Origin of the sequence: Mycolicibacterium septicum DSM 44393, from assembly GCF_000455325.1 — a bacterium.
In the GTDB taxonomy this organism is placed as follows: domain Bacteria; phylum Actinomycetota; class Actinomycetes; order Mycobacteriales; family Mycobacteriaceae; genus Mycobacterium; species Mycobacterium septicum.
This window is the reverse complement of record NZ_HG322951.1, coordinates 435757-461395: the sequence shown is the minus strand read 5'-3', so window position 1 is coordinate 461395 and position 25639 is coordinate 435757. Positions and strand designations below refer to the sequence as shown.

Sequence of the window (25639 nt, the reverse complement as noted above, 5' to 3'; positions counted from 1 at the left end):
CGGCCGGCACCGGCTCCGCGCCGCACATTCTCGTCGGGTCAGCGGGCACTACTGTGGGCCGCCGGGGTACTCGGCGCGCTGGCTATCGTGATTGCCATCCTGATCGTGCTCAACGCGCAGGATCGCAAGGATCAGCAGCAGTCACCACCGCCCACGGTCACCGACACGGTGACCCAGACGACGCCTTACCAGACCCCGGCAGCGTTGCCGGACCTGGCATTCCACGTGATCGTGCCCAGGGAGGCCGGGGCTGATGCTCAGGCCGTACCGAAGGCACCGGAACAGATACTGCGATGACGACGCCTCAGCACCTCTCTGACCGATATGAACTCGGTGAAATTCTCGGCTTCGGCGGCATGTCCGAAGTCCACATCGCACGCGACACCCGGCTGCATCGCGATGTCGCGGTCAAGGTCCTGCGTGCCGACCTGGCTCGCGACCCGAGCTTCTACCTGCGTTTCCGCCGGGAAGCGCAGAACGCGGCCGCGCTGAACCATCCCGCCATCGTGGCGGTGTACGACACCGGCGAGGCCGAGACGCCCAACGGGCCGTTGCCCTACATCGTCATGGAGTACGTCGACGGTGTGACGCTGCGCGACATCGTGCACACCGACGGGCCCATGACGCCGCGGCGCGCGATCGAGGTCATCGCCGACGCCTGTCAGGCGCTGAACTTCAGCCATCAGCACGGCATCGTGCACCGCGACGTCAAGCCGGCCAACATCATGATCAGCAAGAACAACGCTGTGAAGGTGATGGACTTCGGTATCGCGCGCGCCCTTGCCGATACCGGCAACAGCGTCACCCAGACCGCCGCGGTGATCGGCACCGCGCAGTACCTGTCGCCCGAGCAGGCCCGCGGTGAGACGGTCGACGCCCGCTCCGACGTGTACTCGCTGGGTTGCGTGCTCTACGAAATGCTCACCGGCGAACCACCTTTCATCGGCGATTCGCCGGTCGCGGTGGCCTATCAGCACGTCCGCGAGGATCCGATCCCGCCATCGCAACGACACACCGGCATCTCCCCGGATCTCGACGCGGTGGTGCTCAAGGCCCTCGCCAAGAACCCCGACAACCGCTACCAGACCGCGGCCGAGATGCGCACCGATCTGATCCGGGTGCACAGCGGGGAGGCCCCCGAGGCCCCCAAAGTGCTCACCGAGTCCGAGCGGACGTCGATGATGAACTCCGGGCCGATGCTGGCCCAGGGCGGTGCCGCACCCACGCAGAACCTGGTGGTGCCCCGTCCGGCCGACCGCAATGCCTCGGTGGCCCGGTGGTTGATCGCCGTCGCAGTCCTGGCGGTGCTGACCGTCGTGGTGACGGTGGCCATCAACATGTTCGACGGGAAAACCCGTGACGTGCAGGTGCCCGATGTGAGCGGTCAGCGTTCGGCCGACGCCGTCGCCGCACTGCAGAACCGGGGGTTCAAGACCCGCACGGAACCCATGCCGGACAACCAGGTTCGGCCGGAGTACGTGATCGGCACCGATCCGGCGGCCAACAGCATGGTCGCCGCCGGCGATGAGATCACCGTCAACGTGTCGACCGGGCCCAAGCAGGCCCAGATCCCCGATGTCGCCGGCTTGAGCCCGTCCCAGGCCCGGCAGAAGCTCAAGGACGCCGGGTTCGAGAAGGTCAAGGAGTCGTCGAGCCCGTCGACGCCCGAGCAGAAGGGCCGGGTGCTCGCGACCAACCCGCCGGCCAACCAGACCGCGGGCATCATCTACGAGGTCACGCTCGTGGTCGGGTCCGGCCCAGAGGACACCTCGGTTCCGTCGTGCACCGGCCAGTCGGTCGATGTGTGCAAGCAGATCCTCGGCGCATCGGGCTTCACCAGCACGGTCGTGATCGACGTGGACAACACCGCACCCGCGGGCGGGGTCGTCGACACCGCACCGACATCCGGACAGTCGGTCCCCAAGGACACCCCGATTCAGATCCACGTGTCCAAGGGCAACCAGTTCGTCATGCCCAACCTGGTCGGCCAGGTCTGGGATGACGTCTACCCGCGGCTGACCGCGCTCGGATGGACCGGAGTCCTGGACAAAGGTCCCGACATCCGCGACAGCGGTCAGCGCACCAACGCGGTCGTCACCCAGAGCCCGCAGGCGGGCACCCCGGTGACCTTCGGCTCGAAGATCACGCTGAGCTTCGCGTCGTAGCCGCCGCTACGGCGCGAGCCACCTCGGCTTCGAGGGCGGCCACCAGACGTTCCTCCGGGGCGGCACCGCACACGCCCAGCCAGTTGGCCAGCATGCGGTGTCCGCCCTCGGTGAGGATCGACTCCGGGTGGAACTGCACGCCGTGAATCGGCAACTCGCGGTGCCTTACCGCCATGATCACGCCGCCGTCGGTCTGCCCTATGACCTCGAGCTCGTCGGGAACGGTCTCGGGAAGGATCGTCAGCGAGTGGTAGCGGGTCGCGGTGAACGGATCCGGGAGACCCTTCAGCACCCCGGCATCGGCGTGGTGCACGACGCTCGTCTTACCGTGCAGCAGCTCGGGCGCACGGTCGACGGTGCCGCCGAACGCCACCCCGATGGCCTGATGGCCGAGGCAGACGCCCAGTAGGGGAGTGCCGGCGGCAGCGCAGGCACGCACCAGCGGGATCGTTGCTCCGGCCCGTTCCGGGGTACCCGGGCCCGGGCTCAGCAGGACGCCGTCGAATTCGGCTGCCACCTTGGCCAGGTCGGCCTCGGTGGCCAGGCGTTCGTCGTCGTTGCGCCAGACCTGCGCGTCCACCCCGAGCTGACCCAGATACTGGACCAGGTTGAACACGAAGCTGTCATAGTTGTCGACGACCAGAACCTGCATTGACTTAGGCTACCGGCCCTGAGAAACGGGATTAATAGCCGACAGGACCCGCGGGTTTCGCGTAGCGCATCCGCAGCGGCTCGGTATGGCCGGTCAACTCGACCTCGGCGCGTGGCTCCTCCGTGTAACCCAACCCGAACCGCACCACGTACTGCTTGTAGAGGGTGACGTAGGGGGCGGCGGCCAGGGCGGCCTGCATGGCGGTGGCGTCACCGATCGCGGTGATCACATAGGGCGGGCTGTAGGTCCGGCCGTTGAGCAGCAGGGTGTTGCCGACGCAGCGCGGTGCCGACGTCGCGATGATGCGTTGGTCCTGCATCTGGATACCCTCGGCGCCCGCGCTCCACAGTGCGTTCAGGACGGCCTGGATGTCCTGTTGGTGCACCACCAGGTCGTCGGGGGAGGCGTCGCGGGGAAAGCGGCCCTGGGCGTCACGCTGGGCGTCGTTGAGGGTGACGACCAGTCCGGGTCCCCGCATCGGCACGGTGCCCGCATCGACGGCCAATTCGGCGGAACGCCGGGTGATGGCGGCCAGGGCCGCGTGTGATTCCGGGGATCCACCGTGATGGCTGTCGATCTCGGTGGCCAGCGAATCGCGCTGGACAGTCAGCCGGTCCACCGACTGCTGCGCCTCGCGCACCAGGTCGACCAGGCGCGGAGCATCGCTGCGGCGAATCTCGTCACCACCGGAGACCCCGTGGGTGGCAGCCAGCAGCAGGCCCGCGGCCAGGCAGACGACCGGGACGCCGAAGCGCCACGGGGATCGATCCGGTTGGTCCATCGCAGTCTCTCCTGGACGTGCAGCTACGTTAGGCTCGTGAGGCATCCTGCCTCATCGTCGCACCGTGTGACGCCGACTGTCCGCGAAGGTACCCATGCCCAAGTCCAAAGTCCGTAAGAAGAACGATTTCACCATCAAGTCGGTGAGCCGGACCCCGGTCAAGGTGAAAGCCGGGCCGTCCAGTGTGTGGTTCGTCGCGCTGTTCATCGGCCTCATGCTGTTCGGTCTGATCTGGCTGCTGGTTTTCCAGCTGGCCGCAACCAATCCGGTGGACACCCCGTCGTTCCTCCAGTGGATGGCTGACCTGGGTCCGTGGAACTACGCCGTCGCCTTTGCCTTCATGATCAGTGGGCTGTTGCTCACGATGCGCTGGCGCTGACCCCGGGCGACGTCATAATGAATTCATCTTACGTTTTCAGCGTTACCGACTCAGCAACCTTGGCGATGCTCAATCACATCGTTGTGATTCATCCCCATTGGGGATAGCACCTGTGGATAACTCCATTAGTCGCGGTAAGAGGGTGTGAAGAGCCCGTGCAGCAAACTCATTGGGGCCCACCTGCCGCCGGAGTCGCTGGTTGCGGCATAGCCGGACTTATGATGGCTATCGCAGCTGTGACCCTGATCACAGACCCGCCCGGACGTGTTCTTGCCGGCATAGCTGGGGTGGGATTGCTCACGTTCGCAACATTGTCGTGGCGGGCACGACCCAAACTGGCAATTAACCAAGACGGTCTCACGGTCGCCGGCTGGTGGCGCACCCGGACATATCGCCGTAATGACATCCGCGCGATCCGCATCACCGAGTTCCGCCGGATCGCCCGCAAGGTCCGCCTGCTGGAGATCGACACGATCGACGACCACCTGGTGGTCCTCACGCGGTGGGACCTCGGTACAGACCCGCTCGACGTCTTGGACGTGCTCACCGAGGCTGGTTACGCGCCGCGGTGAGAACAGACCCCACACAACACGCGACGCCCCCGACTACGGGGGCGTCGCGCATTTGTAGGTGCGGGGTTGGGCCCGTTATGACACGGTGACCGATTCGATGACAACCGGCTCGGCCGGACGGTCGGAACGATCGGTGGGGGTGGTCGCGATGGCGTCGACGACCTTCTTCGACTCGGGATCGACAACCTCACCGAAGATGGTGTGGCGCCGGTTCAGGTGCGGCGTCTGGCCGACCGTGATGAAGAACTGGGATCCGTTGGTTCCCGGCCCGGCGTTGGCCATGGCCAGCAGGTAGGGCTTGTCGAACTGCAGCTGGGGGTGGAACTCGTCGGCGAACTGGAAGCCCGGGCCGCCGCGGCCGGTGCCGGTCGGATCGCCGCCCTGGATCATGAAGCCGTCGATCACCCGGTGGAAGACCGCGCCATCGTAGAACGGACCTGACGTGCCACCCGAGGCATTCTCGGTGCTGTAGTCCTTCGTGCCCTGCGCCAAGCCGACGAAGTTGGCCACGGTCTTGGGAGCGTGGTTTCCGAACAGTGCGATCTTGATATCGCCGCGGTTGGTGTGCAGTGTCGCCGTCGCGGTCTGAATGGGGCTCGTCACGGCTACCCAGTCTGCCATCCCGGCCACCGGCAACCGGCAGATACCCCACCAACACCCCGAGACTTGCGCAGAGATGGCAATGTGGATCTCAGCCGAGACCCGGCTTCACTCACCTCCGCCGCCAGTGCCCAGAAAGGTGCCAGATGACCGCGAACGTCGATACCCGGTTGGCCCCCCGTCAGCGTCTAGCCCGCGGTTTGAAATACAGCACCGTCGGTCCGGTCGACGTGACCCGCGGCGTGGTGGGTCTGAGCGCCGACACCGTGTCCGCCGCGGCAGCCGGTCTGCGCAAGCGCTACGAGTCGGGCAAGCTGCGCCGTCAGATTGCCGCGGCCGCGGCGACGGTGGCCGCGCTGCCCGAGGTACTGCAGGAGGCCGCCGCAGCGCCACAGCCCAAGCGGCGCCGGCGCCGTCTGGTGATCGCCGGGGTCGCCGCGGCGGTCCTGGCCGGCGGGGCCGTGACGTTCTCGATCTTGCGGCGGTCCGCCCGGCCCGAGCCCTCACCGCTGCCGCCGAGCGTCGAGGTCAGCCCGAAGCCCTAGCGACGGTCACCCGGCACCGTTGGGGTTCGGCATCACCGCGCCGCCGTTCTCCTCCGGATTGTCACCGGCGCCGTGATTGGGATTGGTACAGATGGTTCCCTCACACGGCACCATCGAGCCGTCTCCGTTCGGATTGGGCATCATCGGGGTCTGTGGAGCCGCCGGGGCCGTGGACGCCTCGCTCGACGAGGTCACCGGGGTCTGGGTGTCGGTCGGGGCCTGCCGGCTGCTATCGGTACCGCACGCCGCACCGCCGAGGACGAGTGCCGCCGCGACAGGAATCATCTTGTGCCAACACTTCATGCAGGCCGACGCTATCAACGGACGTCGGAGTTCTCGGGACATTGCCGAAGTCCTACCGGAACCAACGGTCTCACAACGTGATTCACCGAGATCGCGCCCGGGGTCACGAACAAGAAAAGCGGCCCCGGCATCTGATACCGGAACCGCTCGTGACTGTTTTGACTTGTGGAGCCTAGGAGATTCGAACTCCTGACATCTGCCTTGCAAAGGCAGCGCTCTACCAACTGAGCTAAGGCCCCTCATTTGGCCGCGGGGTCTCCGCGTGGTGCCAAACCTCTTCACCGCGTCGTGATCGCCAGACGATCACCGCGACGGCTGCGACGCCGGCCAGAAGCAGATACCGCATGGGCGCAACCTCTCGGTGATCACCGGTTACACCGGGTGTCGTGGGCCTAGGAGGACTCGAACCTCCGACCTCTTCGTTATCAGCGAAGCGCTCTAACCGCCTGAGCTATAGGCCCGAAAATTGGGATCGACCGAGCGCAGAGATTACCGCACCGAGGCGCAGACTCCCAAATCAATCCCTGTCGGCCAGCGTGACCTCGACCCCGCCGACCAGATCGGTGGTCAGGTTGTAGATGAACGCGCCGATGGTCGCCATCGCACACAGCACCACGATGTTCACCAGGCCGACGAGCGCCGCCCCGCCGAAGATCGTTCCGCTGGACACCAATTCGCCTCCCGAGGAGCCGCTGGCGCTGGTCAGAAGGTCGCCCACGTTGCTGTTGAGCTTGCTCCACACGCCCATGGCGCCGAGCACCAGGTAGAGGAACGCCACCGCGATCATCCACACGAAGAACAACACCACCGACAGCACCAGTGAGACCTTCAGCACAGTCCACGGGTCGACCCGGCGGATCTGCATGCTCGCCCGGACCGGTCCCTGATGCGTGGCGCGGTTACCGACCTGGATCCGGGTGGTCGGGGTGTTGCTCGAGGATCTGGCAGCCGGGCTTTCGGCGGACGCCTTGCGTGGGGCCGGTCGCGGCGACGGACCGGACAAGTCCGGGATCTCACTCGCGTAGGCCTCGGACCGCACCGGCTCGTTGCGCGCGGCAGCCGGGGCCGGCCGCGCCGGCCGAGGCTGCTGCTCGGTCTCCTGGTTCTCCGTACCGGCGACGAAGCGCTGCAGACGGGCTTCCACACCGGGGGAGTGGGAGCCCGGTGTACGGGCGCCTTCGTCGCGCGACTCGGCAGCCGGCGGCGGTGTGCTCATCGCCGTCCCACGCTGCCACGGCGGCACCTCACCGGTCTCGGTGATCTGACCGCCCGCAGGCCGGGCCTGGACCCCGCCGGCCTTGCTCGTGCTCGTGGACGAGGCGCCCTCGGCCCCGGCGGTCGTCCCGGTACCCGAGCCGTTGGAGCTGCCGGGCCGGTCGCCCGCTCGCGGGTACCCCGGCTCGCTCGGTGAACTCACCTAACAGCTCCTTAGCTCGGGCCGAGGTCCGCGGCGGGCCCCGGCGACAGCGTCACGCCTCGTCGGACTCTTCGCCATCCGCATCCGAGTCCTCCTCGGCGTTGCGCGCAATCGCAATCAGTGTGTCGCCCTCACCCAGGTTCATCAAGCGGACACCCTTGGTCTGACGCCCAGCCTTGCGAACCTGACGTGCGGCGGTCCGGATGACGCCGCCACCCGAAGTGATGGCGTACAGCTCCGTCTCGTCATCGACGATCAGCGCTCCGACCAGACTGCCACGTTTGCGGTCGTACTGGATCGTCAGGATGCCCTTGCCGCCGCGGCCCTGAACCGTGTATTCCTCGATCGCGGTGCGCTTGGCGTAGCCGCCGGCGGTCGCGACCAGCAGATATGTGTCCGGTTGGACCACATTGAGGGACAGCAGCCGGTCGTCCTCGTTGAACCGCATGCCCTGCACGCCCGAGGTGGCCCGCCCCATCGGCCGCAGCGCCTCATCGGTCGCCGAGAACCGGATCGACTGACCGTTGGCGCTGACCAGCAGGAGGTCGTCGTCGGCCGAGCACAGCACCGCACCGACCAGTTCGTCACCGTCACGCAAGTTGATCGCGACGATGCCGCCGGAACGGTTCGAATCGAAGTCGACCAGCCTGGACTTCTTCACCAGGCCGTTGCGGGTGGCGAGCACCAGATACGGCGCGTCCTCGTAGCTCTTGATCTGGATGACCTGGGCGATCCGCTCCTCCGGCTGGAAGGCCAGCAGGTTCGCGACATGCTGACCGCGCGCGGTGCGTGAGGTCTCCGGCAGCTCGTAGGCCTTGGCCCGGTAGACGCGGCCCTGCGTGGTGAAGAACAGGATCCAGTCGTGGGTCGAGCAGACGAAGAAGTGGTTGACGATGTCGTCCTGCTTGAGCCCGGCGCCCTGCACGCCCTTGCCGCCGCGTTTCTGGCTGCGGTAGAGGTCGGTCTTGGTGCGCTTGGCATACCCGGTCTCGGTGATCGTGACGACCACATCCTCGCGGGCGATTAGGTCTTCGTCGCTGACCTCGCCGTCGGCCGGCATGATGCGGGTCCGACGGTCGTCACCGTGCTTCTCGACGATCTCGGCCAGCTCATCGCGGACGATCGCGCGCTGCCGTTCCGGCTTGGCCAGAATGTCCTCGAGGTCGGCGATCTCGGCTTCGATCTTGGCCAGATCGTCGACGATCTTCTGCCGTTCCAGGGCAGCCAACCGGCGCAGCTGCATGTCCAGGATGGCCTGGGCCTGGATCTCGTCGATGTCGAGCAGCTCGATCAGGCCGGCCCGGGCGATCTCGACGGTCTGCGACGCCCGGATCAGGGCGATCACCTCGTCGAGCGCGTCGAGGGCCTTGACCAATCCGCGCAGGATGTGGGCCCGCTCGTTCGCCTTGCGCAACCGGTACCGGGTGCGCCGGACGATCACGTCGAGTTGGTGCGCGACGTAATACCGGATCATCTGGTCCAGGCGCAGTGTGCGCGGCACCCCGTCGACGATCGACAGCATGTTGGCGCCGAAACTGGTCTGCAGCTGGGTGTGCTTGTAGAGGTTGTTCAGCACGACCTTCGCGACGGCATCGCGCTTGAGCTCCACCACGATTCGCAGACCGACGCGGTCGCTGGACTGGTCCTCGATGTTGGAGATACCGGCCAGCTTGCCGTCGCGCACCTGCTCGGCGATCGAGGTGATGAAGTTGTCGTGGTTGACCTGGTACGGCAGTTCGGTGATGACGATGCCGGTGCGGCCGCGGCTGTCCTCTTCGATTTCCACCACACCGCGCATCCGGATGGAGCCGCGGCCGGTGGTGTAGGCGTCATGGATGCCCTGGGATCCGACGATCAGGCCCGAGGTGGGGAAGTCCGGGCCCTTGACCCGCTCACACACCGCGGCGAGGGTGGCTTCTTCGTCGGCCTCGTGGTTCTCGAGGCACCAGTACACGGCCTCGGCCAACTCCCGCAGGTTGTGCGGCGGGATGTTGGTGGCCATGCCGACGGCGATACCGCCCGAGCCGTTGGCCAGCAGGTTGGGGAACCGGCTGGGCAGCACCGTAGGTTCTTGCACCCGGCCGTCGTAGTTGGGGATGAATTCGACTGTCTCCTCGTCGATTTCCCGCAACATCTCCATGGCCAGCGGCGTCAGCCGGGCCTCGGTGTAACGCATGGCGGCGGCGGGATCGTTACCCGGCGAGCCGAAGTTGCCCTGGCCGTCGACCAATGGGTAACGCAACGACCAGGGCTGGGCCATCCGGACCAGGGTGTCGTAGATCGACGAGTCACCGTGCGGGTGATAGTTACCCATGGTCTCGGCCACCGACCGCGCTGATTTCGCGTGGCTGCGGTCGGGGCGGAAGCCGGAGTCGTACATGGCATAGAGCACGCGGCGGTGCACGGGCTTGAGACCGTCACGCACCTCGGGGAGGGCGCGGCCGACGATCACGCTCATGGCGTAGTCGATGTAGCTGCGCTGCATCTCGTGCTGGATGTCGACCGGTTCGATGCGGTCAGAGGTTCCGTCGCCGGGTGGCAACGTGGTGTCAGTCATGAGTTCCTCGCTCGTTGGCTCGGCGTAATGCGGTCAAAGGCCATCTGGACACGACGTGAATCACGGTGGCGCGCATGGCAGGTGGGTCCTCTGGTTCACAGCGCCGCCGTGTGGTTGTACTCCCACTTTTCGATCAGCGGTCCCAGCTCCGTCAGGAAGGTTGCGACGTGGGGTGTGGTTCCGTGCGCATCCATCGACTCCCGGGAGTCCCAATGCTCGAAGCACAGGAACAACGACGGGTCCTCGAGATCCCGATAGAACTCGTAGGTGATGCAGCCCGGCTCGGCCATGGTTGGTTCGACCAGAGTGCGCATGGCGTCCGCGGCGCGGTCTGCTGCATCTGGGGCGACCTTGACCCGGATGAATGCTGTGTGCATCGGTTGTCCGCCTAAACGTCCAGGAAACGAACGTCTTTGGCGTTACGCGTGATGAAGCTGCGCCGTGCTTCGACGTCCTCGCCCATCAGGATGGAGAACAGCTCGTCGGCGGCAGCGGCATCGTCAAGCGTCACCTGACGCAATACCCGCACCGACGGATCCATGGTGGTCTCCCACAGTTCCTTGGCGTCCATCTCGCCGAGACCCTTGTAACGCTGGATACCGTCGTCGACATTGATCCGCTTACCCGCCGCCTTGCCTGCCTCGAGCAAGCCGTCCCGCTCACGGTCGGAGTAGGCGAACTCCGGTTCCTGCCGCTGCCATTTGAGCTTGTACAGCGGCGGCTGGGCCAGGAAGATGTGGCCGTGCTCCACCAGCGGTTTCATGAAGCGGAACAGCAGGGTCAGCAGCAGGGTTGAGATGTGCTGGCCGTCGACGTCGGCGTCGGCCATCAGCACGATCTTGTGATAGCGCAGCTTGCTGATGTCGAACTCGTCGTGAATGCCGGTGCCCAGTGCGGTGATGATGGCCTGGACTTCGGTGTTCTTCAAAACCCGGTCGATACGGGCCTTTTCGACGTTGATGATCTTTCCGCGCAGCGGCAGGATGGCCTGGAACATCGAGTCCCGGCCACTCTTGGCCGAGCCGCCGGCCGAATCGCCCTCCACCACATACAGTTCGGACTTCGACGGATCGGTAGAGCGGCAGTCGGCCAGCTTGCCCGGCAGTCCGCCGATGTCGGTCGCGCTCTTGCGCCGGACCAGTTCGCGCGCCTTGCGTGCGGCGATACGCGCCTGCGCCGACGAAACCGCTTTGTTGACCACGGTTTTCGCCTCGGCGGGATTCGCCTCGAACCAGTGGGTCAGCTGCTCGTTGCAGATCTTCTGGACGAACGACTTGACCTCGGTGTTACCGAGCTTGGTCTTGGTCTGGCCTTCGAACTGCGGCTGAGCCACCTTGACCGAGATGACCGCTGCCAACCCCTCGCGAATGTCGTCGCCGGTGAGGTTCGGATCCTTGTCCTTGAGCAGTTTCTTGTCTTTGGCGTACTTGTTCACCACGGTGGTCAGCGCAGAGCGGAAACCCTCTTCGTGGGTGCCGCCCTCGTGGGTGTTGATGGTGTTGGCGAACGTGTGCACCGACTCGGAGTATCCGGCGTTCCACTGCATCGCGATCTCGACCTCGTGGCCGGTGCCCTTGCCGTCGAAATCGATGACGCTGGGCTGGATCGCGGTCTTGGTGCGGTTGATGTGCTTGACGAAGTCGACCAGACCGCCGGGGTAATGGAAGGTCCGGTGCTTCACCTTGTGCGGTGCGGCGGCCTCGGCGGCCGTCTCTTCCGCGGTTTTCGGCGCGGCGGCGGTGTCGGCGACCACCTCGTCGACGATCTCGTCCTTGGTGACCCGCTCATCGGTGAGCTCGATGGTCAGGCCCTTGTTGAGGAAGGCCATCTCCTGCAGACGCCGGGCGATGGTCTCGAAGTCGTACACCGTGGTTTCGAAGACGTTCGGATCGGCCCAGAACCGGATGGTGGTGCCGGTCTCCTTGGTCTTCTCACCCTGTCGCAGGGTGCCGGGGACCGAGTTGTCGTAGGTCTGGAACCACTCGTATCCGTCGGTACGGACATCAGCTTCCAGCCGTGTGGACAGCGCGTTCACCACCGAGACGCCGACGCCGTGCAAACCGCCGGACACCTGGTAGGCACCCTCTTCGAACTTGCCGCCGGCGTGCAGGACGGTCATCACGACATCGATCGTCGGGATCCCGGTGGCGTGCATGGCGACCGGAATACCTCGCCCGTCGTCGGTGACCTGCACGCCGCCGTCCTCGAGAATGCGGACGTCGACCTTTGTCGCGAACCCGGCCATCGCCTCGTCTACCGCGTTGTCGACGACCTCCCACACAAGGTGGTGCAGGCCGCGTTCCCCGGTGGAACCGATATACATGCCGGGGCGTTTACGTACAGCTTCGAGGCCTTCCAGCACTTTGATCGAGTCGGCACCGTACTGATTCTGGGCAGCCACGTCGGACGCGTCTCCTTGGGGTTCGCGGGAGGCGGTTGCGTCACCGCCCTGCAGATCTCGCCACAGTCTACCGGTCGACACGTACAGGGCCGACTCTGTAGCGGCGTTTCCACCTATCTAACTGCGCCGTGCGCGGAATTTCTCGGGTATCGGTGCCTCCGGACGCTTGAGGAGATCCATTTTGCGCGTCTCGGCGTTCTCAGCGCAGTCCTAACCGTAGGTGTCGCGGGGACCGCGGCCGGACACGTGATACCGGCCCTTCCGCCACGACGGGCCGACCGGGCCCACGATCTTCAGCGAGGTCACCACGCCGTCGCCGACCGCGGCGGCGATCTTGGCCAGCAGCTGAGACTGGACCATCCGCAGCTGAGTGGCCCACGCGGTGGACTCCGCCGACACCGTCAACACGCCCTCGTTCAGGCCGGTCGGGTTGGCATGGTCGGCGATCTGGTCGCCGACGACAGTCCGCCACCGGCCGAACACCGAACCCTCGGCAACCCTCGAGGACCACCCCCGCACCTTCGCCAGGTCCTGGGTCGCGGCACCGAGCGGCTGTGGATCACGGACATCCGGCCCGGGGCCCGACCAACTCCGGCGACGACCGGCATTGCCCGCGACGCGGCGAACCGGGGCGCGCCGGCCGCGACCGACATCCTTACCTTGGCTGCGGGCCGCGCCTCGAGCCTCTTCCAGGGTCCGCCGCACCAGGTCCATGCCGCGCATGCGGCTGAGGTCTTCCGGCGACACCGCGGGGGTCGGGTCGGGGGATTCTGCGGGATCGTTCGTCATGACTGCACCACCGATATCCGTCCCTGGTCGCCTTCGGTCATCCTGATCTCGATGCGGTTGACCTCCCAGTCCTGCGGGATGTCCTCACCGACCGCCGCGGTGACCAGAACCTGTTCGGCCTCACCGGCCACCGCGGCCAGAGCCTGCCTCCTCGAGGTGTCCAGTTCGGCGAAGACATCGTCGAGCAACAGCACCGGATCGACGCCGTCCGAACGCAGCAATTCATAGGCCCCCAACCTCAGGGCAAGCGCCATCGACCACGATTCACCATGGCTGGCAAAGCCTTTGGCGGGCTGATCGCCCAGCCACAGCTCGAGATCGTCGCGATGCGGACCCACCAGGCAGACTCCACGATCCAACTCCGCATCGCGGCGCCGGGCCAGCCCGTCCAGCAGCGCCGCCTCGTAGAACTCCACCGATTCCGGCCCCGGGGCGGTCTCGATCGCCTCCACGCTGCTGCGGTACTTGATGGCCGCGGGCCTGCTGGACGGCGCCAACAACTGATAGGCCTTCTGGACCTCCGGATGCAGCTGCTCGACCAGCGCGATGCGCGCGGCGATCAGCGCCGCACCATGCGTGGCGAGGTGCCCGTCCCACACGTCGAGGGTGTCCAGGACACTGCGGTCGCCCCGATAACGTGCTCCGGCAGCGGTTTTCAGCAGCGCGGTGCGCTGGCGCACCACCTTGTCGTAGTCGGCACGGATCCCCGCGATGGTCGGCCGGCGGGTGGTGGCCAGCTCATCGAGGTACCGCCGCCGCTCTCCGGGATCGCCCCGGACCAGCGCGAGGTCCTCCGGACTGAACAACACCGCGCGCAACACCCCGAGGATTTCGCGCGGCGAACGCACCGGCGACCGGTTCAGCCGGGCCTTGTTGGCCCGGCCACTGGTGATCTCGAGATCGACCGCCAGTTCCCGTCCCTCGTTGACCACGATGCTCGAGACAATCGCGCGCGGCGCACCGGCCCGGATCAGGGGTGCATCGGAGGCCACCCGGTGCGAACCCAACGTGGCGCAATACCACAGCGCCTCAACGAGATTCGTCTTGCCGAACCCGTTCGATCCGACGAATACCGTGCGGCCGGGCTCGAGCTCGAGCTCGACATTTGCCCAGGACCGGTAGTCGGTCAGTCCCAGGTGACGGACATACATCGGAATTGCGCCTAACCGGACTCACTGATCCGGTGCACAGCATGTCCACCGAACTGGTTACGCAGGGCCGAGACGGCTTTCATGGTGGGGGAGTCCTCTTGCCTCGAGGCGAACCGCGCGAACAACGACGCCGCGATCACCGGCATCGGAACCCGGTGACTGATGGCCTCCTCCACGGTCCACCGGCCCTCCCCGGAATCCTCGGTGTACCCGCTGATCGCGGAGAAACCGGGATCCTCCTTGAGCGCCTTGGCAAGCAGCTGCTGCAGCCACGACCGCACCACGGTGCCGTTCGTCCAGGCCTGGATCACCGCCTGCGGATCGGTGATCAGTTCCTCGGCCGCCAGCAGTTCGTATCCCTCGGCATAGGCGTGCATCAGGCCGTATTCGATGCCGTTGTGCACCATCTTGGCGTAGTGACCCGCGCCCACCGGACCGGCATGGACGAATCCGTCTGCCACGTCACCCTCGGGACGCAACGTGTCGAAGATCGGCATGGCTCGAGCCACGTCGGCGTCACTGCCGCCGACCATCAGCCCGTAGCCCTCATGCAGGCCCCAGACACCGCCCGACACACCAGCGTCGATGAAGTTGATTCCCTTGTCGCCCAACAACTTTGCATGCGGACCGTCTTCGGTGTAACGCGAGTTGCCACCGTCGATCACCAGGTCACCGGGGCCCAGCACGTCGGCTAGCTCGCCGATGGTCTCGTGCGTCACCGTGCCCGACGGCACCATCACCCAGACGACTCGCGGCGCCTCGAGCGCGCCGGCCAGATCCTCGAGGCTGGCCACGTCACTCACTTCGGGGCGAGGGTCATAGCCCACGACCTCATGGCCTCCGGTGCGCAGGCGCTCGCGCATGTTGAAGCCCATCTTGCCCAGGCCGACTAACCCCAGTTGCATGTGCGCCCTCTCTAGCCCGGGCCGGTCAGCCGGGAAGGCGTACCGGCATCAACAGATAGACGTAATCGGTTTTGGCGGCCGGGAACGGACCCGAACCACCTCCACTACCACCATCCTCGCTCGTGGGCCGCAACACTGCGGGACGACTCGGCGTGGTGAAACCGAAAGTAACGCGGTCGGAATGCAGCGAGCTCAACCCATCGGTCAGGTAGGTCGGGTTGAACGCGATGGTCAACGGGTCGCCGGCGAACTCGACCGGCAGATCTTCCTCGGCCCGGCCCACGTCGTCGGCGCCGGCCGACAGCCGGAGCACGTCATCGCCGAACTCCATGCGGATCTGGGCACCCCGGTCGGCCACCAGCGCCACACGTTTGATCGCCTCGGTGAGCTCGGCGACGCCGATGGTGGCCACCGCGGTGTGCTCGCTCGGCAGCAGCTGACGGAACTTCGGGAACTCCGCATCGAGCAGGCGGGTGGTGCTGCGCTTGCCGTTACTGCGGATACCGAGCAGGCCGTCCTTGCCGACCGACGCGCCGGAGCCCAACGACAGATGCACCTGATTGCCGTCGGTGCCCGCCTTGGCCGCCTCGGCCAGCGTCTTGGCCGGCACCAGGACGGCCGCTTCGATGTCGCTGGCGCTGGTTTCCCAGGTCAGCTCACGCACGGCGAGCCGGAAGCGGTCGGTCGCCGCCAAAACCACTGATTCACCGGAGATCTCGACCCGGATACCGGTCAGCATGGGCAGGGTGTCGTCACGGCCTGCCGCGACCGCGACCTGGCCGATGGCCTCTGCGAACAGATCCGACGACACCACGCCGGTCTCTTCGGGCAGGGTCGGCAGCGCGGGGTAATCCTCGACGGCCAGGGTCGGCAGCGAGAACCGGGCGCTGCCACAGGTCAGCGCCACTCGAGTGCCCTCGACGCTGAGCTCGACCGGCTTGGCGGGCAGCGCCTTGGTGATGTCGGACAGCAGTCGTCCTGACACCAAAACGCTTCCAGGAGAAGCGATTTCGGCACTGACACGCACCTCGGCGGAAACTTCGTAGTCGAAGCCGGAGATGGTCAGGCCGTCGTCGGTGCCGGTCAGCAGGACGCCGGCCAGCACCGGGATGGTGGGCCGGGTCGGCAGATTGCGGGCCACCCAGGCCACCGCATCCGCGAAGTCCTCACGCACCACGCGGAACTTCAAGTCGGTCAGCCCAGCCGTCGTCGTCGCCACGTGCTATGCGCCCCTTCGATGATCCCCATAACGAGCTCTACCAGCGTCTTCCCAAAACCGCACCATGCAGCGTGACGCTGAATGACAAAGCTGGAAACCGCTGTCGATGAACCACCGTAGAGCTTTCCGCATCAACTTGAAAGCTAATCGATCGGGGTGACATCCGGGCTTCTCGAGCCCGATCGGACGGGAGGTCCGCTCGGTGTCCCCAAGCCCCTTCTTCTAGAAAGAACTCTTAGAAGATATTTGAGTAACAGTATTAGGGGCTGTGAAAACTGGGGATGAACGGGTGTTTGCCCTGCACCGTCGGTGTGTCGCAATGTTAGTGCGCTGTGGACACCGGTGGATGGACCGGTGCTCGAGTGTGGACAGAACGGTGAGTGTGGATGACTTTGTCATTCATCCCGTGGTTTGCCCGCAGGTTGTGCACAGCCGTATCCACAGCGGTCGGCTGTGACTTGTGAGGCGCAATGAGGCGGAAGTTGTTACAAGATTTTTCGCCGGACGGGCCTGAAGAGACCACGATGTGAGACGCCGGAGGCATTACGACGGCGATACGGCGGCACGACTGAGCCCCGATCGAGTGTCGTCTCGAGCGGTCAGGGAGAGATACAGCGGGGGATTCAGCGCTTGGCGCGCTGACGAATCCGGGTGGTGAGTTCCTTCACGTGGTCGAAAACCTCGCGTCGCTCGGCCATCTCGCCACGGATCTTCTTCTCCGCGTACATGACCGTGGTGTGATCGCGCCCGAAGGCCTGGCCGATCTTGGGCAGCGACAGGTCGGTGAGCTCACGGCACAGATACATGGCGATCTGCCGGGACTGAGCCAACGCCCGGGTCTTGCCGGGGCCGCGCAGTTCCTCGACGGTGGTCTCGAAGTACTCGGCGGTGGCCGCCATGATCGCCGCCGTACTGATCTGCATGGTCGTGGCGTCGGCGATGAGATCGCGCAACACGACTTCGGCCAGTGACTTGTCGATCCGGGTCTTGTTCAGCGAGGCGAAGGCGGTGACACGGATCAGCGCACCTTCGAGCTCGCGGATGTTGCGCTCGATGCTGCTGGCGATGAGCTCGAGCACGTCATCGGGCACGTCCAGACGATCCATCTGCGCCTTCTTGCGCAGGATCGCGATGCGCGTCTCGAGCTCGGGCGGCTGAACATCGGTGATCAGGCCCCACTCGAAGCGGGTCCGGAGCCGGTCCTCGAGCGTGGCCAGCTGCTTGGGCGGCCGGTCCGAGGAGATGACGATCTGCTTGTTGGCGTTGTGCAGGGTGTTGAAGGTATGGAAGAACTCTTCCTGGATACCTTCCTTCCCCTCGATGAACTGGATGTCATCGACGAGCAGGATGTCGATGTCGCGGTAACTGCGCTTGAACGAGGCCTTGCGGTCGTCACGGAGCGAGTTGATGAAGTCGTTCGTGAATTCCTCTGTGGAGACGTACTTCACGCGCATGCCGGGGAAGAGACGTTGCGCATAGTTTCCGGCGGCGTGCAGCAGATGCGTCTTGCCGAGGCCGGATTCACCCCAGATGAACAACGGGTTGTAGGCCCGGGCCGGCGCCTCGGCGATGGCGAGGGTCGCGGCGTGGGCGAAGCGGTTGGACGCACCGATGACGAAGGTGTCGAAGGTGTAGCGCCGGTTGAGATTGACCGCGTTGTCATCGCTGACCGTCGAGTCGCGCTGCGGGCTGCTGAAGTAGGTCGGCCAGCTTTCCTCGGCGCTGACCTTGGCGGCCCGGTCGTCGTCGATCTCGTCGGCGTCGGTGGCCGGCTCCGCCGAGGCGCTCTCCGGCGCGACATCACCGGCCGAGTCACCCGTCTCGGCGGGGGAGTCCGCGGATTCCTCGGAAGGTGTGGCGATGCGCACACCGAGTTCGACGCGTTGGCCCAGTTTGCGACTGAGCGCGTTGATGATGGGCTCGCGGAGGTGTCGTTCGATCTCGTTCTGGACGAACGTGGTGGGAACCGAGAGCAGAGCAAACCCCTCGGCGATCACGAGCGGTTCCACCAGCTTGAGCCAGGCTCTTTGCTGCGGGGTCAGCTGGGGTGCGGCTGGATCACCTGCGGGACCGGACTCTGCACCGCGGTCACCGTTGAGCTCGGCGACGACGCTGTTCCAGACGGCGACGAATGGTGGGTCGGGGTCCGCTGTCAACGACCGTTTCCCCCTTTGAGGTGCATCGAGGTCGACCCGGTGACGACCAAAAAGAACGATGACGAACTGTCCACATATTTATCCACAGCTTGTGGAGAAAGGACAGTCGTCGTCGCTCTGTGTCTGTTGTGAGAGCGTCGGGGCCGGGTTCGTCACGTGCTGTGAAGCTGCACCGCGGAGCGACGTCCTCATTTTATTGTCCGGAGCCGGTCCAGGCTCGGAACGGCATTGCCAGAAGCTAACAGTTTTCTCTCGATGTGCCAACAGTTCTGCAACATCGGAAGCAGTCCAGGTAAGCGGGTCCGCGCAGGTTTGACCGAGGGAAATCTCATCAGTACCCTCGAGCAGTCGCCCGCACGTGGCGGTACGGCTGCGCCCGGGAGGTTCCGGAGAATGCGCCGGTTAGTAAAGCACGACGGACGAGCTTAAATCGAGCTTGCACGGTAACCGCGTTTCGGCGGCACTTCGGTGTCGTCGGGTGCGGGTGCCAAATGGAACAAGGAGAGATTGCCGTGGCCAAGGGCAAGCGGACTTACCAGCCCAACAACCGCCGCCGTGCGCGCGTGCATGGGTTCCGGCTGCGGATGCGCACGCGCGCCGGCCGCGCCATCGTCGCCAACCGTCGTGGCAAGGGCCGTCGCGCACTTACTGCGTGATACGACGCAGGATCTAGCGCGGTGCTTCCGGCTCGATACCGGATGAGGCGGTCCGCGGAGTTCAGTGCCACCGTCAGTCGTGGCGCGCGTGCAGTCCAACCTGACGTTGTCGTACACGCGCTACACGAGGGAACGGACGCTACCGGCCCGCGGGTCGGTCTGATCGTGTCCAAAGCCGTCGGTAACGCCGTGGAACGTCATCGGGTGTCGCGGCGGCTGCGTCATGTCGCCCGCACCGTCATACCGCAACTGGATGCCACCGACCTGGTGGTGATCCGGGCTCGCGCGGGCAGTAGTGAAGCGCCGTCGTTGCGGCTGGAGCAGCAGTTGCAGCGCGCTCTCGAGCGCCTGGAGGCGCGGCGCAGGACGACCCCATGATTCGCAGGGCGGGTGCCGGTGCTGCCCGCGGTGCGATCTTCCTGATTCAGCTCTACCGTCACACCATCTCTCCGCTTCGACTGCCGTCGTGCCGGTTCATGCCGACCTGCAGTCAGTACGCGGTCGACGCCCTCACCGAATACGGCTTGTTCCGCGGCGGGTGGCTGACATTGATCCGACTGCTGAAATGCGGACCGTGGCATCCCGGGGGATGGGACCCCATCCCGGACCGGTGCCCACACGATCACGAGTCCTTCACGTCTGATGAGACCGTGTCTGGCGAGATAGCCGCCGAAAACCTTGTCTGGGAGACCCCAGCGAAGCGAGGGGAGAGCAAGTCGCGTGTTTAATTGGTTCAGCCTGGACATCATCTATTACCCGGTGTCGGCGATCATGTGGGTTTGGTACAAGGCGTTCGCCTTCCTGCTCGGCCCCGAGAATTTCTTCGCCTGGGCGCTGTCGGTGATGTTCCTGGTGTTCACCCTGCGCGCGATCCTCTACAAGCCCTTCGTCAAGCAGATCCGCACCACGCGGCAGATGCAGGAACTGCAGCCACAGATCAAGGCCCTGCAGAAGAAGTACGGCAAGGACCGCCAGCGGATGGCGCTGGAGATGCAGAAGCTGCAGCGCGAGCACGGGTTCAACCCGATCCTCGGCTGTCTGCCGATGCTGGCGCAGGTGCCGGTGTTCCTGGGTCTGTACCACGTGCTGATGTCCTTCAACCGGACGCAGACCGGCATCGGCCGGCTGGGGTTGTCGGTGGAGGAGAACCGCAGCCTGGCCAACTACGTCTTCAGCGCGACCGACGTCAGCCACTTCCTCGACGCGAACCTGTTCGGCGCACCGCTCGGCGCGACGATGGTGCAGCAGCACGGGCTCGAGGCATTCACCGAATTCAATCGGCTCTCCGTGGTCCTGGTCGGTGTGCCGATCATGATCCTGGCCGGCATCGCCACGCACTTCAACAGCCGCGCCTCGGTGGCCCGCCAGAGTGTGGAGGCCGCCGCCAACCCGCAGACCGCGATGATGAACAAGCTCGCGCTCTACGTCTTCCCGCTCGGTGTGGTGGTCGGTGGACCGTTCCTGCCGCTGGCCGTGATCATCTACTGGCTGTCCAACAACATCTGGACCTACGGTCAGCAGCACTACGTGTTCGGGATGATCGAGAAGGAAGAAGAGGCCAAGAAGGCCGAGGCGCAGGAACGCCGCTCTGCGAATGCACCCGCCCCCGGAGCCAAGCCCAACAAGGCCCGTAAGACCGACGCTACGAGCGCGGCGGTGACCGGTGATGTGGCGGGCGCCGAGGCAGACGCGAAGGCGACGCAGAGCGAGGATCAGAGCGACACGGCAGGTGGATCGGCAGGGCAGAGCGTGAGCCGCACGCCCAAGCCCGGTGCACGCCCCAAGAAGCGGAAACGGTGACCAGTTCTCACACTGGCTACAAGTAGGGAGAAGACGGATATGACGGACGCACAGACGACCGAGACCGAGCCCGGCGCAGAGCTGGAGGAGGACACCCAGTCCGCGCCGAAGAGCGAGGACGACCTGGAGGAGCGACTGGTCGCGGAAGGCGAGATCGCCGGCGACTACCTCGAGGAGCTGCTCGACCTGCTGGACTTCGACGGCGACATCGACCTCGATGTCGAGGGGGACCGGGCGGTAGTGAGCATCGACGGCGGCGGCGATCTGAGCAAGCTGGTCGGTCGCAAGGGAGAGGTGCTGGATGCTCTCCAGGAACTGACCCGGCTGGCCGTGCATCAGAAGACCGGCGAGCGCAGCCGGCTGATGCTGGACATCGCGCGGTGGCGTCGCCGTCGCCGCGATGAGCTCGCTGCGTTGGGTGACAAGGTGGCCCGGCGCGTGCTGGAGTCGGGTGAGCGCGAGGAGTTGGCTCCCATGACTCCGTTCGAGCGGAAGATCGTTCACGACGCGGTGGCTGCGGTCGAGGGTGTCCGCAGCGAGAGCGAAGGCGTGGAGCCGTCGCGACGCGTCGTCGTTCTGCTTGGCTGAGGTTTAGTTACAAAGGTGTAGTTCGTTTGCGGCGACGGTGCCGTAGGGAGTGCGGAGGATGTTTCACGTGAAACATGGACCGGTCCCCGCGGCACCGGACGCCGCGGCGGGGGTCTTCGGAGATCGTCTGGAGACCGCCGAACGGTACGCGGCGATTCTGGCCGGTGCCGGTGTCGAGTGGGGTCTGATCGGTCCGCGGGAAGTGGACCGGCTCTGGGATCGACACATTCTCAATAGCTCCGCTCTCGGTGAGCTCCTTGCTCCCGATGAGCGCATCGGTGATATCGGCAGCGGCGCCGGCCTCCCGGGTGTTCCCGTGGCCCTGGCGCGCCCCGATGTACATGTCACGTTGATCGAGCCGCTGCTGCGTCGCAGCGAGTTCCTGCGCGAAGTGGTCGATGAATTGGGGCTCGATGTGACGGTGGTCCGTGGTCGGGCCGAAGATGCCGAGGTTCGCAAATCGGTGGGCGAGTTGGATGTGGTGACGTCGCGTGCGGTCGCCTCGCTCGACAAGTTGACGCGCTGGAGCATGCCGCTGCTTCGCGTCGACGGAAGGATGCTCGCCCTCAAAGGCGAGCGCGCGGAGGCTGAGATCGAAGAGCATCGGCGTGTGATGGCTTCCCTGGGTGCAGTCGATGCCAGGGTGGTGAAATGTGGCGTGAACTATTTGAACCCGCCCGTAACCGTCGTCGCCGTGCGGCGCGAAGCGGTGAGACCGGGCAACCGGTCAACGGGCAGAGCCTCCGGTTCGCGGGGGAGATCGGGCAGGAGATGAGGATGGGTTCTGATCGGCAGGCAGCCGTTGGTGCGGCTGCTACGCCCGCCGTTTCACGTGAAACGGTTTCACGTGAAACATGGAACAACAATGGCGGCGGTACCCCGTGGTCCACGGACGCCAGCATGGACACCCCGATCGCAGCGGAGGCGGAGCAGGCGACACGCGTGCTCCACACCTCGCACGGCCAGCTCCCGCGGCCGTCGCGTCAGCGCGTGTTCACGATCGCGAATCAGAAGGGCGGCGTCGGCAAGACGACCACGGCGGTGAATGTCGCCGCGGCCCTTGCGCTGCAGGGGTTGCGGACGCTGGTGATCGACCTCGATCCGCAGGGCAATGCCAGCACGGCTCTCGGCATCGAGCATCGTCCCGGGACGCCGTCCTCGTACGAGGTCCTCATCGGCGACATCCCGGTGGAGGAAGCTCTCCAGCAGAGTCCGCACAGCGACCGGCTGTTCTGCATTCCCGCGACGATCGATCTGGCCGGCGCCGAGATCGAATTGGTCAGCATGGTGGCGCGCGAAGGCCGGCTGCGGGGAGCGCTTGCGGCCTTGGCCAACCACAACTTCGACTACGTGTTCATCGACTGCCCGCCGTCTCTCGGGTTGCTGACCATCAACGCTCTGGTGGCCGCGCCCGAGGTGCTGATCCCGATCCAGTGCGAGTACTACGCGCTGGAAGGTGTGGGGCAGCTGCTGCGCAACATCGAGATGGTGAAGGCGCATCTGAACCCGGAGCTGTCGGTGTCGACCGTGATACTGACGATGTACGACGGGCGCACCAAGCTGGCGGATCAGGTGGCCGAAGACGTGCGAGAGCACTTCGGCGACAAGGTGTTGCGCACGGTCATCCCGCGGAGTGTGAAGGTATCGGAAGCGCCCGGATATGGGATGACGATCCTCGATTACGATCCGGGTTCCCGTGGCGCGTTGAGCTATCTCGACGCGAGCCGGGAGATCGCGGAGCGCGGGGCACCGCCCCGCGGGCAGTAGACGCTAGTAACCGACAGCCAGCAGACAGACAGCGGACGGCAGCAATGAGCAGGAGACGACCATGAATCAGCCGGTACGGAAGCGGAGTGGCCTCGGCAGGGGACTGGCAGCCCTCATTCCTACCGGTCCTGCTGAGGACGGCACCGACGCCCTGAGCCCCAGGATCGGTGCGACCGCAGCTGACGTTCTGCTCGGTGGCCCGCCGTCCGTGCCGGGGGATTCGGGGACGCCGCCCACGGCCACGTCCGCCGGACCCGATGGTGCTGACCCGGTCCTCAGCAGCGATGTCGGCGCGACCTACCGCGAGATCGACCCGAGCCTGATTCAGCCGAACCCGCGTCAGCCCCGCCAGGTGTTCGACGAAGAGGCGCTGAACGAGCTGGTGCATTCCATCCGTGAGTTCGGATTGATGCAGCCGATCGTGGTCCGCGCGGTCGAGGAGAACGGCCAGTCCCACTACCAGCTGGTGATGGGGGAACGGCGCTGGCGGGCCGCCCAGCAGGCCGGCCTGGAGACGATCCCGGCGATCGTCCGCGAGACCGGTGACGACAACATGCTGCGCGACGCCCTGCTGGAGAACATCCACCGGGTCCAGCTCAACCCGCTGGAAGAGGCCGCCGCCTACCAACAGCTACTCGATGAGTTCGAAGTCACCCACGATGAACTTGCCGCCCGGATCGGCCGGTCGCGGCCGCTCATCTCCAACATGATCCGTCTGCTGCGTCTGCCCATCCCCGTGCAGCGCCGAGTCGCAGCCGGGGTGCTCTCCGCGGGCCACGCGCGAGCACTGCTCGCCCTGGAGGGGGGAGCGGAGAAGCAGGAAGAGCTCGCCGCCCGGATCGTGGCCGAAGGGATGTCGGTGCGGGCCACCGAGGAGGCCGTCACGCTGGCCAACCGCGACGGGAACACCGCTCCACCGGCTCCGCGACGCAAGCCGATTCAGATGCCGGGACTGCAGGACGTTGCTGAGCGGCTCTCGTCAGCCTTCGATACCCGCGTCACGGTCAGTCTCGGCAAACGAAAAGGCAAGATCGTGGTGGAGTTCGGGTCCGTGGACGACCTTCAGCGCATTGTCGACATTATGAGCGCCGAAGAGCACTGAGAGCCCACGACCAACGACACCAGGTTGTTCCGTCACTGTGACACATCAGTGATCAGCACATGCAGTCGCGAGCGCCACATAGCGCAAAGCGTCTGTGCGGCATAGCATTTCACTTCGGAGGCGGAACTCGATGAGATTTGCAGGGTGCAGTGAGCCGGCTCCGGCGGACTCTCCTATCCTTGAGGGGCAGCCACGCACACAGTGTGAAAGCCAGGGACCTCAGTGACAGCACGAATCACGCCGCTTCGGCTCGAGGGCTTCGAGCAGCTGCCCAAGCATGCGCGGCGCTGCGTGTTCTGGGAAGTCGATCCGTCCACCGTCGGAGACGACCACCTGACGGACCCCGAATTCGAAAAAGAAGCCTGGCTCTCCATGGTCATGCTCGAGTGGGGATCGTGTGGTCAGCTCGCGGTGACGGTACGTCCGGATGCAATCCCGGATCTCGGTCCCGACATCGAGGACGCAGGCGAGGTCGCGTTGGATGAACCCTGCCTGGGCTTCGCGTTCTATGCGCCCCCGGGCGCGGTGCCCCGGGCACGGCTCTTTCCCACCGCCCCGGTGAGTGCGGATGCGATCCTGTTGACGGCGGTCGGCGTCGAATGCGCCGACGACACCGAGCGGTTGTCGCAGAGTCTGCTCGCGGCCGTGGTGAACGATCTGGTGCGCCGAGGAGTGCGTGCACTGGAAGCCTTCGGCTACACCTCGGCACTCACAGAGCTCGCGGACGGCGGCAAGCTGCCCGCGGAGCTGGCCCCGGTCGTCGAGGTGCTGGGGGACTGCGCCGTCGACCAGTGCATGCTCGGTTCAGATTTTCTCGAGGACGTCGGCTTCACCGTGGTGGCGCCGCACCCGTACTTCCCGCGGCTGCGCCTGGAACTCGACAAGGGACTCGGTTGGAAGGCCGAAGTGGAAGCGGCGCTCGAGCGCCTGCTGGAGAGTGCCCGGATCGAGCTGCCGATCGGGGCCGGGATGTCCGGGGCCGGTGTTGGGGCCAAATCCGTTGCGCCTCAGTAGGAATTGACCCGGGACTGAGCACGTCTATGTGACCGGCTACCGTCGGGATCCGGCGATCGATACCGAAACCCGCTGCGGGACAACATATCTAGGTCTTGATGGGCGCTGACGGCACGATTT

26 protein-coding genes, 2 tRNA genes and 1 pseudogene are annotated in these 25639 nt (G+C 65.6%); 14 read left to right on the top strand and 15 right to left on the bottom strand.

All coding sequences use genetic code 11. The features are described 5' to 3' along the window. Positions 1-297, top strand: a pseudogene (locus TX88_RS34825) (serine/threonine protein kinase); the annotation flags it as partial. Next, positions 294-2165, top strand: coding sequence for a Stk1 family PASTA domain-containing Ser/Thr kinase (gene pknB / locus TX88_RS02255; protein ID WP_044514353.1), 1872 nt, complete (start codon positions 294-296; stop codon positions 2163-2165). The pseudogene TX88_RS34825 and the gene pknB, both read left to right, overlap by 4 nt. Here pknB and TX88_RS02250 read toward each other — a convergent pair. Then, positions 2143-2817, bottom strand: a complete 675-nt coding sequence (locus TX88_RS02250) for an aminodeoxychorismate/anthranilate synthase component II (protein ID WP_044514350.1) — start codon at positions 2815-2817, stop codon at positions 2143-2145. The two genes, pknB and TX88_RS02250, sit on opposite strands and share 23 nt — an antisense overlap. Before the next feature lie 31 nt (positions 2818-2848). Continuing rightward, the gene (locus tag TX88_RS02245; protein ID WP_044514347.1) at positions 2849-3598 is read right to left on the bottom strand and encodes a DUF881 domain-containing protein; all 750 of its coding nucleotides are present in this window, start codon (positions 3596-3598) and stop codon (positions 2849-2851) included. A gap of 94 nt (positions 3599-3692) precedes the next feature. Between TX88_RS02245 and crgA the strand changes: the two genes are divergently transcribed. Continuing rightward, positions 3693-3977, top strand: coding sequence for a cell division protein CrgA (crgA, locus tag TX88_RS02240; protein WP_044514345.1), 285 nt, complete (start codon positions 3693-3695; stop codon positions 3975-3977). Between the two features lie 155 nt (positions 3978-4132). Beyond that, the gene (locus tag TX88_RS02235) at positions 4133-4549 is read left to right on the top strand and encodes a PH domain-containing protein (RefSeq protein ID WP_044514343.1); all 417 of its coding nucleotides are present in this window, start codon (positions 4133-4135) and stop codon (positions 4547-4549) included. Between the two features lie 75 nt (positions 4550-4624). On the opposite strand, the gene TX88_RS02230 is transcribed toward TX88_RS02235, so the two are convergent. Continuing rightward, the gene (locus tag TX88_RS02230) at positions 4625-5170 is read right to left on the bottom strand and encodes a peptidylprolyl isomerase (RefSeq protein ID WP_044514340.1); all 546 of its coding nucleotides are present in this window, start codon (positions 5168-5170) and stop codon (positions 4625-4627) included. 125 nt (positions 5171-5295) lie between these two features. Between TX88_RS02230 and cwsA the strand changes: the two genes are divergently transcribed. Continuing rightward, complete coding sequence (gene cwsA / locus TX88_RS02225; protein WP_044514339.1) at positions 5296-5694, top strand: cell wall synthesis protein CwsA; 399 nt, start codon at positions 5296-5298, stop codon at positions 5692-5694. 6 nt (positions 5695-5700) lie between these two features. Here cwsA and TX88_RS33055 read toward each other — a convergent pair whose 3' ends face one another. The 12 genes from TX88_RS33055 to dnaA form a co-directional block, all read right to left on the bottom strand. Then, a complete protein-coding gene (locus tag TX88_RS33055) occupies positions 5701-5997 on the bottom strand; it encodes a hypothetical protein (RefSeq protein WP_084621763.1) in 297 nt (98 codons plus the stop codon). Positions 5998-6163: 166 nt separating this feature from the next. Further along, positions 6164-6236: transfer RNA gene (locus TX88_RS02215), tRNA-Ala, on the bottom strand. Positions 6237-6384: 148 nt separating this feature from the next. Beyond that, positions 6385-6458: transfer RNA gene (locus TX88_RS02210), tRNA-Ile, on the bottom strand. 56 nt (positions 6459-6514) lie between these two features. Then, complete coding sequence (locus TX88_RS02205; protein ID WP_044514337.1) at positions 6515-7414, bottom strand: DUF3566 domain-containing protein; 900 nt, start codon at positions 7412-7414, stop codon at positions 6515-6517. A gap of 52 nt (positions 7415-7466) precedes the next feature. Continuing rightward, the gene (gene gyrA / locus TX88_RS02200; RefSeq protein WP_044514334.1) at positions 7467-9971 is read right to left on the bottom strand and encodes a DNA gyrase subunit A; all 2505 of its coding nucleotides are present in this window, start codon (positions 9969-9971) and stop codon (positions 7467-7469) included. A gap of 95 nt (positions 9972-10066) precedes the next feature. Further along, complete coding sequence (locus TX88_RS02195; RefSeq protein ID WP_049924818.1) at positions 10067-10348, bottom strand: putative quinol monooxygenase; 282 nt, start codon at positions 10346-10348, stop codon at positions 10067-10069. An 11-nt stretch (positions 10349-10359) separates the two neighbouring features. Next, entirely contained in the window at positions 10360-12372 is a 2013-nt protein-coding gene (gene gyrB / locus TX88_RS02190; RefSeq protein ID WP_044514333.1) for a DNA topoisomerase (ATP-hydrolyzing) subunit B, read from the bottom strand. 210 nt (positions 12373-12582) lie between these two features. Then, positions 12583-13161 (bottom strand): DUF721 family protein, encoded by a 579-nt coding sequence (locus TX88_RS02185; protein WP_044514330.1) that lies wholly within the window; start codon positions 13159-13161, stop codon positions 12583-12585. Continuing rightward, a complete protein-coding gene (recF, locus tag TX88_RS02180) occupies positions 13158-14312 on the bottom strand; it encodes a DNA replication/repair protein RecF (protein WP_044514328.1) in 1155 nt (384 codons plus the stop codon). Before recF ends, TX88_RS02185 begins: the two co-directional genes overlap by 4 nt. A gap of 11 nt (positions 14313-14323) precedes the next feature. Beyond that, a complete protein-coding gene (gene gnd / locus TX88_RS02175; RefSeq protein ID WP_044514326.1) occupies positions 14324-15217 on the bottom strand; it encodes a phosphogluconate dehydrogenase (NAD(+)-dependent, decarboxylating) in 894 nt (297 codons plus the stop codon). Between the two features lie 25 nt (positions 15218-15242). After that, the gene (gene dnaN / locus TX88_RS02170; RefSeq protein ID WP_044514324.1) at positions 15243-16436 is read right to left on the bottom strand and encodes a DNA polymerase III subunit beta; all 1194 of its coding nucleotides are present in this window, start codon (positions 16434-16436) and stop codon (positions 15243-15245) included. A gap of 623 nt (positions 16437-17059) precedes the next feature. Then, complete coding sequence (gene dnaA / locus TX88_RS02165; protein ID WP_044514322.1) at positions 17060-18592, bottom strand: chromosomal replication initiator protein DnaA; 1533 nt, start codon at positions 18590-18592, stop codon at positions 17060-17062. Between the two features lie 512 nt (positions 18593-19104). Here dnaA and rpmH point away from each other — a divergent pair. From rpmH to TX88_RS02125, 9 genes are all read left to right on the top strand, one after another. Next, complete coding sequence (rpmH, locus tag TX88_RS33050) at positions 19105-19248, top strand: 50S ribosomal protein L34 (RefSeq protein WP_055119217.1); 144 nt, start codon at positions 19105-19107, stop codon at positions 19246-19248. Between the two features lie 21 nt (positions 19249-19269). Then, on the top strand, positions 19270-19626 hold the full coding sequence (gene rnpA, locus TX88_RS02160) for a ribonuclease P protein component (protein WP_044514320.1): 357 nt from the start codon (positions 19270-19272) through the stop codon (positions 19624-19626). Continuing rightward, entirely contained in the window at positions 19623-19976 is a 354-nt protein-coding gene (gene yidD, locus TX88_RS02155) for a membrane protein insertion efficiency factor YidD (protein WP_044514318.1), read from the top strand. The genes rnpA and yidD overlap by 4 nt, the downstream gene beginning before the upstream one ends. After that, positions 19969-21048: a membrane protein insertase YidC gene (gene yidC, locus TX88_RS02150; protein WP_044514315.1), complete on the top strand. Its 1080-nt coding sequence runs from the start codon at positions 19969-19971 to the stop codon at positions 21046-21048. Before yidD ends, yidC begins: the two co-directional genes overlap by 8 nt. A gap of 39 nt (positions 21049-21087) precedes the next feature. Continuing rightward, the gene (locus TX88_RS02145) at positions 21088-21636 is read left to right on the top strand and encodes a Jag family protein (protein ID WP_044514313.1); all 549 of its coding nucleotides are present in this window, start codon (positions 21088-21090) and stop codon (positions 21634-21636) included. A 58-nt stretch (positions 21637-21694) separates the two neighbouring features. Next, positions 21695-22411 (top strand): 16S rRNA (guanine(527)-N(7))-methyltransferase RsmG, encoded by a 717-nt coding sequence (gene rsmG / locus TX88_RS02140; RefSeq protein ID WP_044514311.1) that lies wholly within the window; start codon positions 21695-21697, stop codon positions 22409-22411. Continuing rightward, the gene (locus tag TX88_RS02135; protein ID WP_044514308.1) at positions 22408-23403 is read left to right on the top strand and encodes a ParA family protein; all 996 of its coding nucleotides are present in this window, start codon (positions 22408-22410) and stop codon (positions 23401-23403) included. Before rsmG ends, TX88_RS02135 begins: the two co-directional genes overlap by 4 nt. Before the next feature lie 61 nt (positions 23404-23464). After that, positions 23465-24505, top strand: a complete 1041-nt coding sequence (locus TX88_RS02130) for a ParB/RepB/Spo0J family partition protein (RefSeq protein ID WP_044514306.1) — start codon at positions 23465-23467, stop codon at positions 24503-24505. Positions 24506-24727: 222 nt separating this feature from the next. Continuing rightward, positions 24728-25519, top strand: coding sequence for a hypothetical protein (locus tag TX88_RS02125; RefSeq protein WP_044514303.1), 792 nt, complete (start codon positions 24728-24730; stop codon positions 25517-25519). Positions 25520-25639 lie beyond the last annotated feature (120 nt).

Bases quoted from the DNA above. Each gene is read 5' to 3' on its own strand.
- gnd (WP_044514326.1), bottom strand. From the start codon at position 15,217: ATGCAACTGGGGTTAGTCGGCCTGGGCAAGATGGGCTTCAACATGCGC.
- TX88_RS33055 (WP_084621763.1), bottom strand. From the start codon at position 5,997: ATGAAGTGTTGGCACAAGATGATTCCTGTCGCGGCGGCACTCGTCCTC.
- TX88_RS02230 (WP_044514340.1), bottom strand. From the start codon at position 5,170: ATGGCAGACTGGGTAGCCGTGACGAGCCCCATTCAGACCGCGACGGCG.
- TX88_RS02130 (WP_044514306.1), top strand. From the start codon at position 23,465: ATGAATCAGCCGGTACGGAAGCGGAGTGGCCTCGGCAGGGGACTGGCA.
- TX88_RS02185 (WP_044514330.1), bottom strand. From the start codon at position 13,161: ATGACGAACGATCCCGCAGAATCCCCCGACCCGACCCCCGCGGTGTCG.
- rsmG (WP_044514311.1), top strand. From the start codon at position 21,695: ATGTTTCACGTGAAACATGGACCGGTCCCCGCGGCACCGGACGCCGCG.
- yidD (WP_044514318.1), top strand. From the start codon at position 19,623: ATGATTCGCAGGGCGGGTGCCGGTGCTGCCCGCGGTGCGATCTTCCTG.
- TX88_RS02145 (WP_044514313.1), top strand. From the start codon at position 21,088: ATGACGGACGCACAGACGACCGAGACCGAGCCCGGCGCAGAGCTGGAG.
- crgA (WP_044514345.1), top strand. From the start codon at position 3,693: ATGCCCAAGTCCAAAGTCCGTAAGAAGAACGATTTCACCATCAAGTCG.
- cwsA (WP_044514339.1), top strand. From the start codon at position 5,296: ATGACCGCGAACGTCGATACCCGGTTGGCCCCCCGTCAGCGTCTAGCC.
- TX88_RS02245 (WP_044514347.1), bottom strand. From the start codon at position 3,598: ATGGACCAACCGGATCGATCCCCGTGGCGCTTCGGCGTCCCGGTCGTC.
- pknB (WP_044514353.1), top strand. From the start codon at position 294: ATGACGACGCCTCAGCACCTCTCTGACCGATATGAACTCGGTGAAATT.
- TX88_RS02195 (WP_049924818.1), bottom strand. From the start codon at position 10,348: ATGCACACAGCATTCATCCGGGTCAAGGTCGCCCCAGATGCAGCAGAC.
- gyrA (WP_044514334.1), bottom strand. From the start codon at position 9,971: ATGACTGACACCACGTTGCCACCCGGCGACGGAACCTCTGACCGCATC.
- TX88_RS02135 (WP_044514308.1), top strand. From the start codon at position 22,408: ATGAGGATGGGTTCTGATCGGCAGGCAGCCGTTGGTGCGGCTGCTACG.
- recF (WP_044514328.1), bottom strand. From the start codon at position 14,312: ATGTATGTCCGTCACCTGGGACTGACCGACTACCGGTCCTGGGCAAAT.
- TX88_RS02250 (WP_044514350.1), bottom strand. From the start codon at position 2,817: ATGCAGGTTCTGGTCGTCGACAACTATGACAGCTTCGTGTTCAACCTG.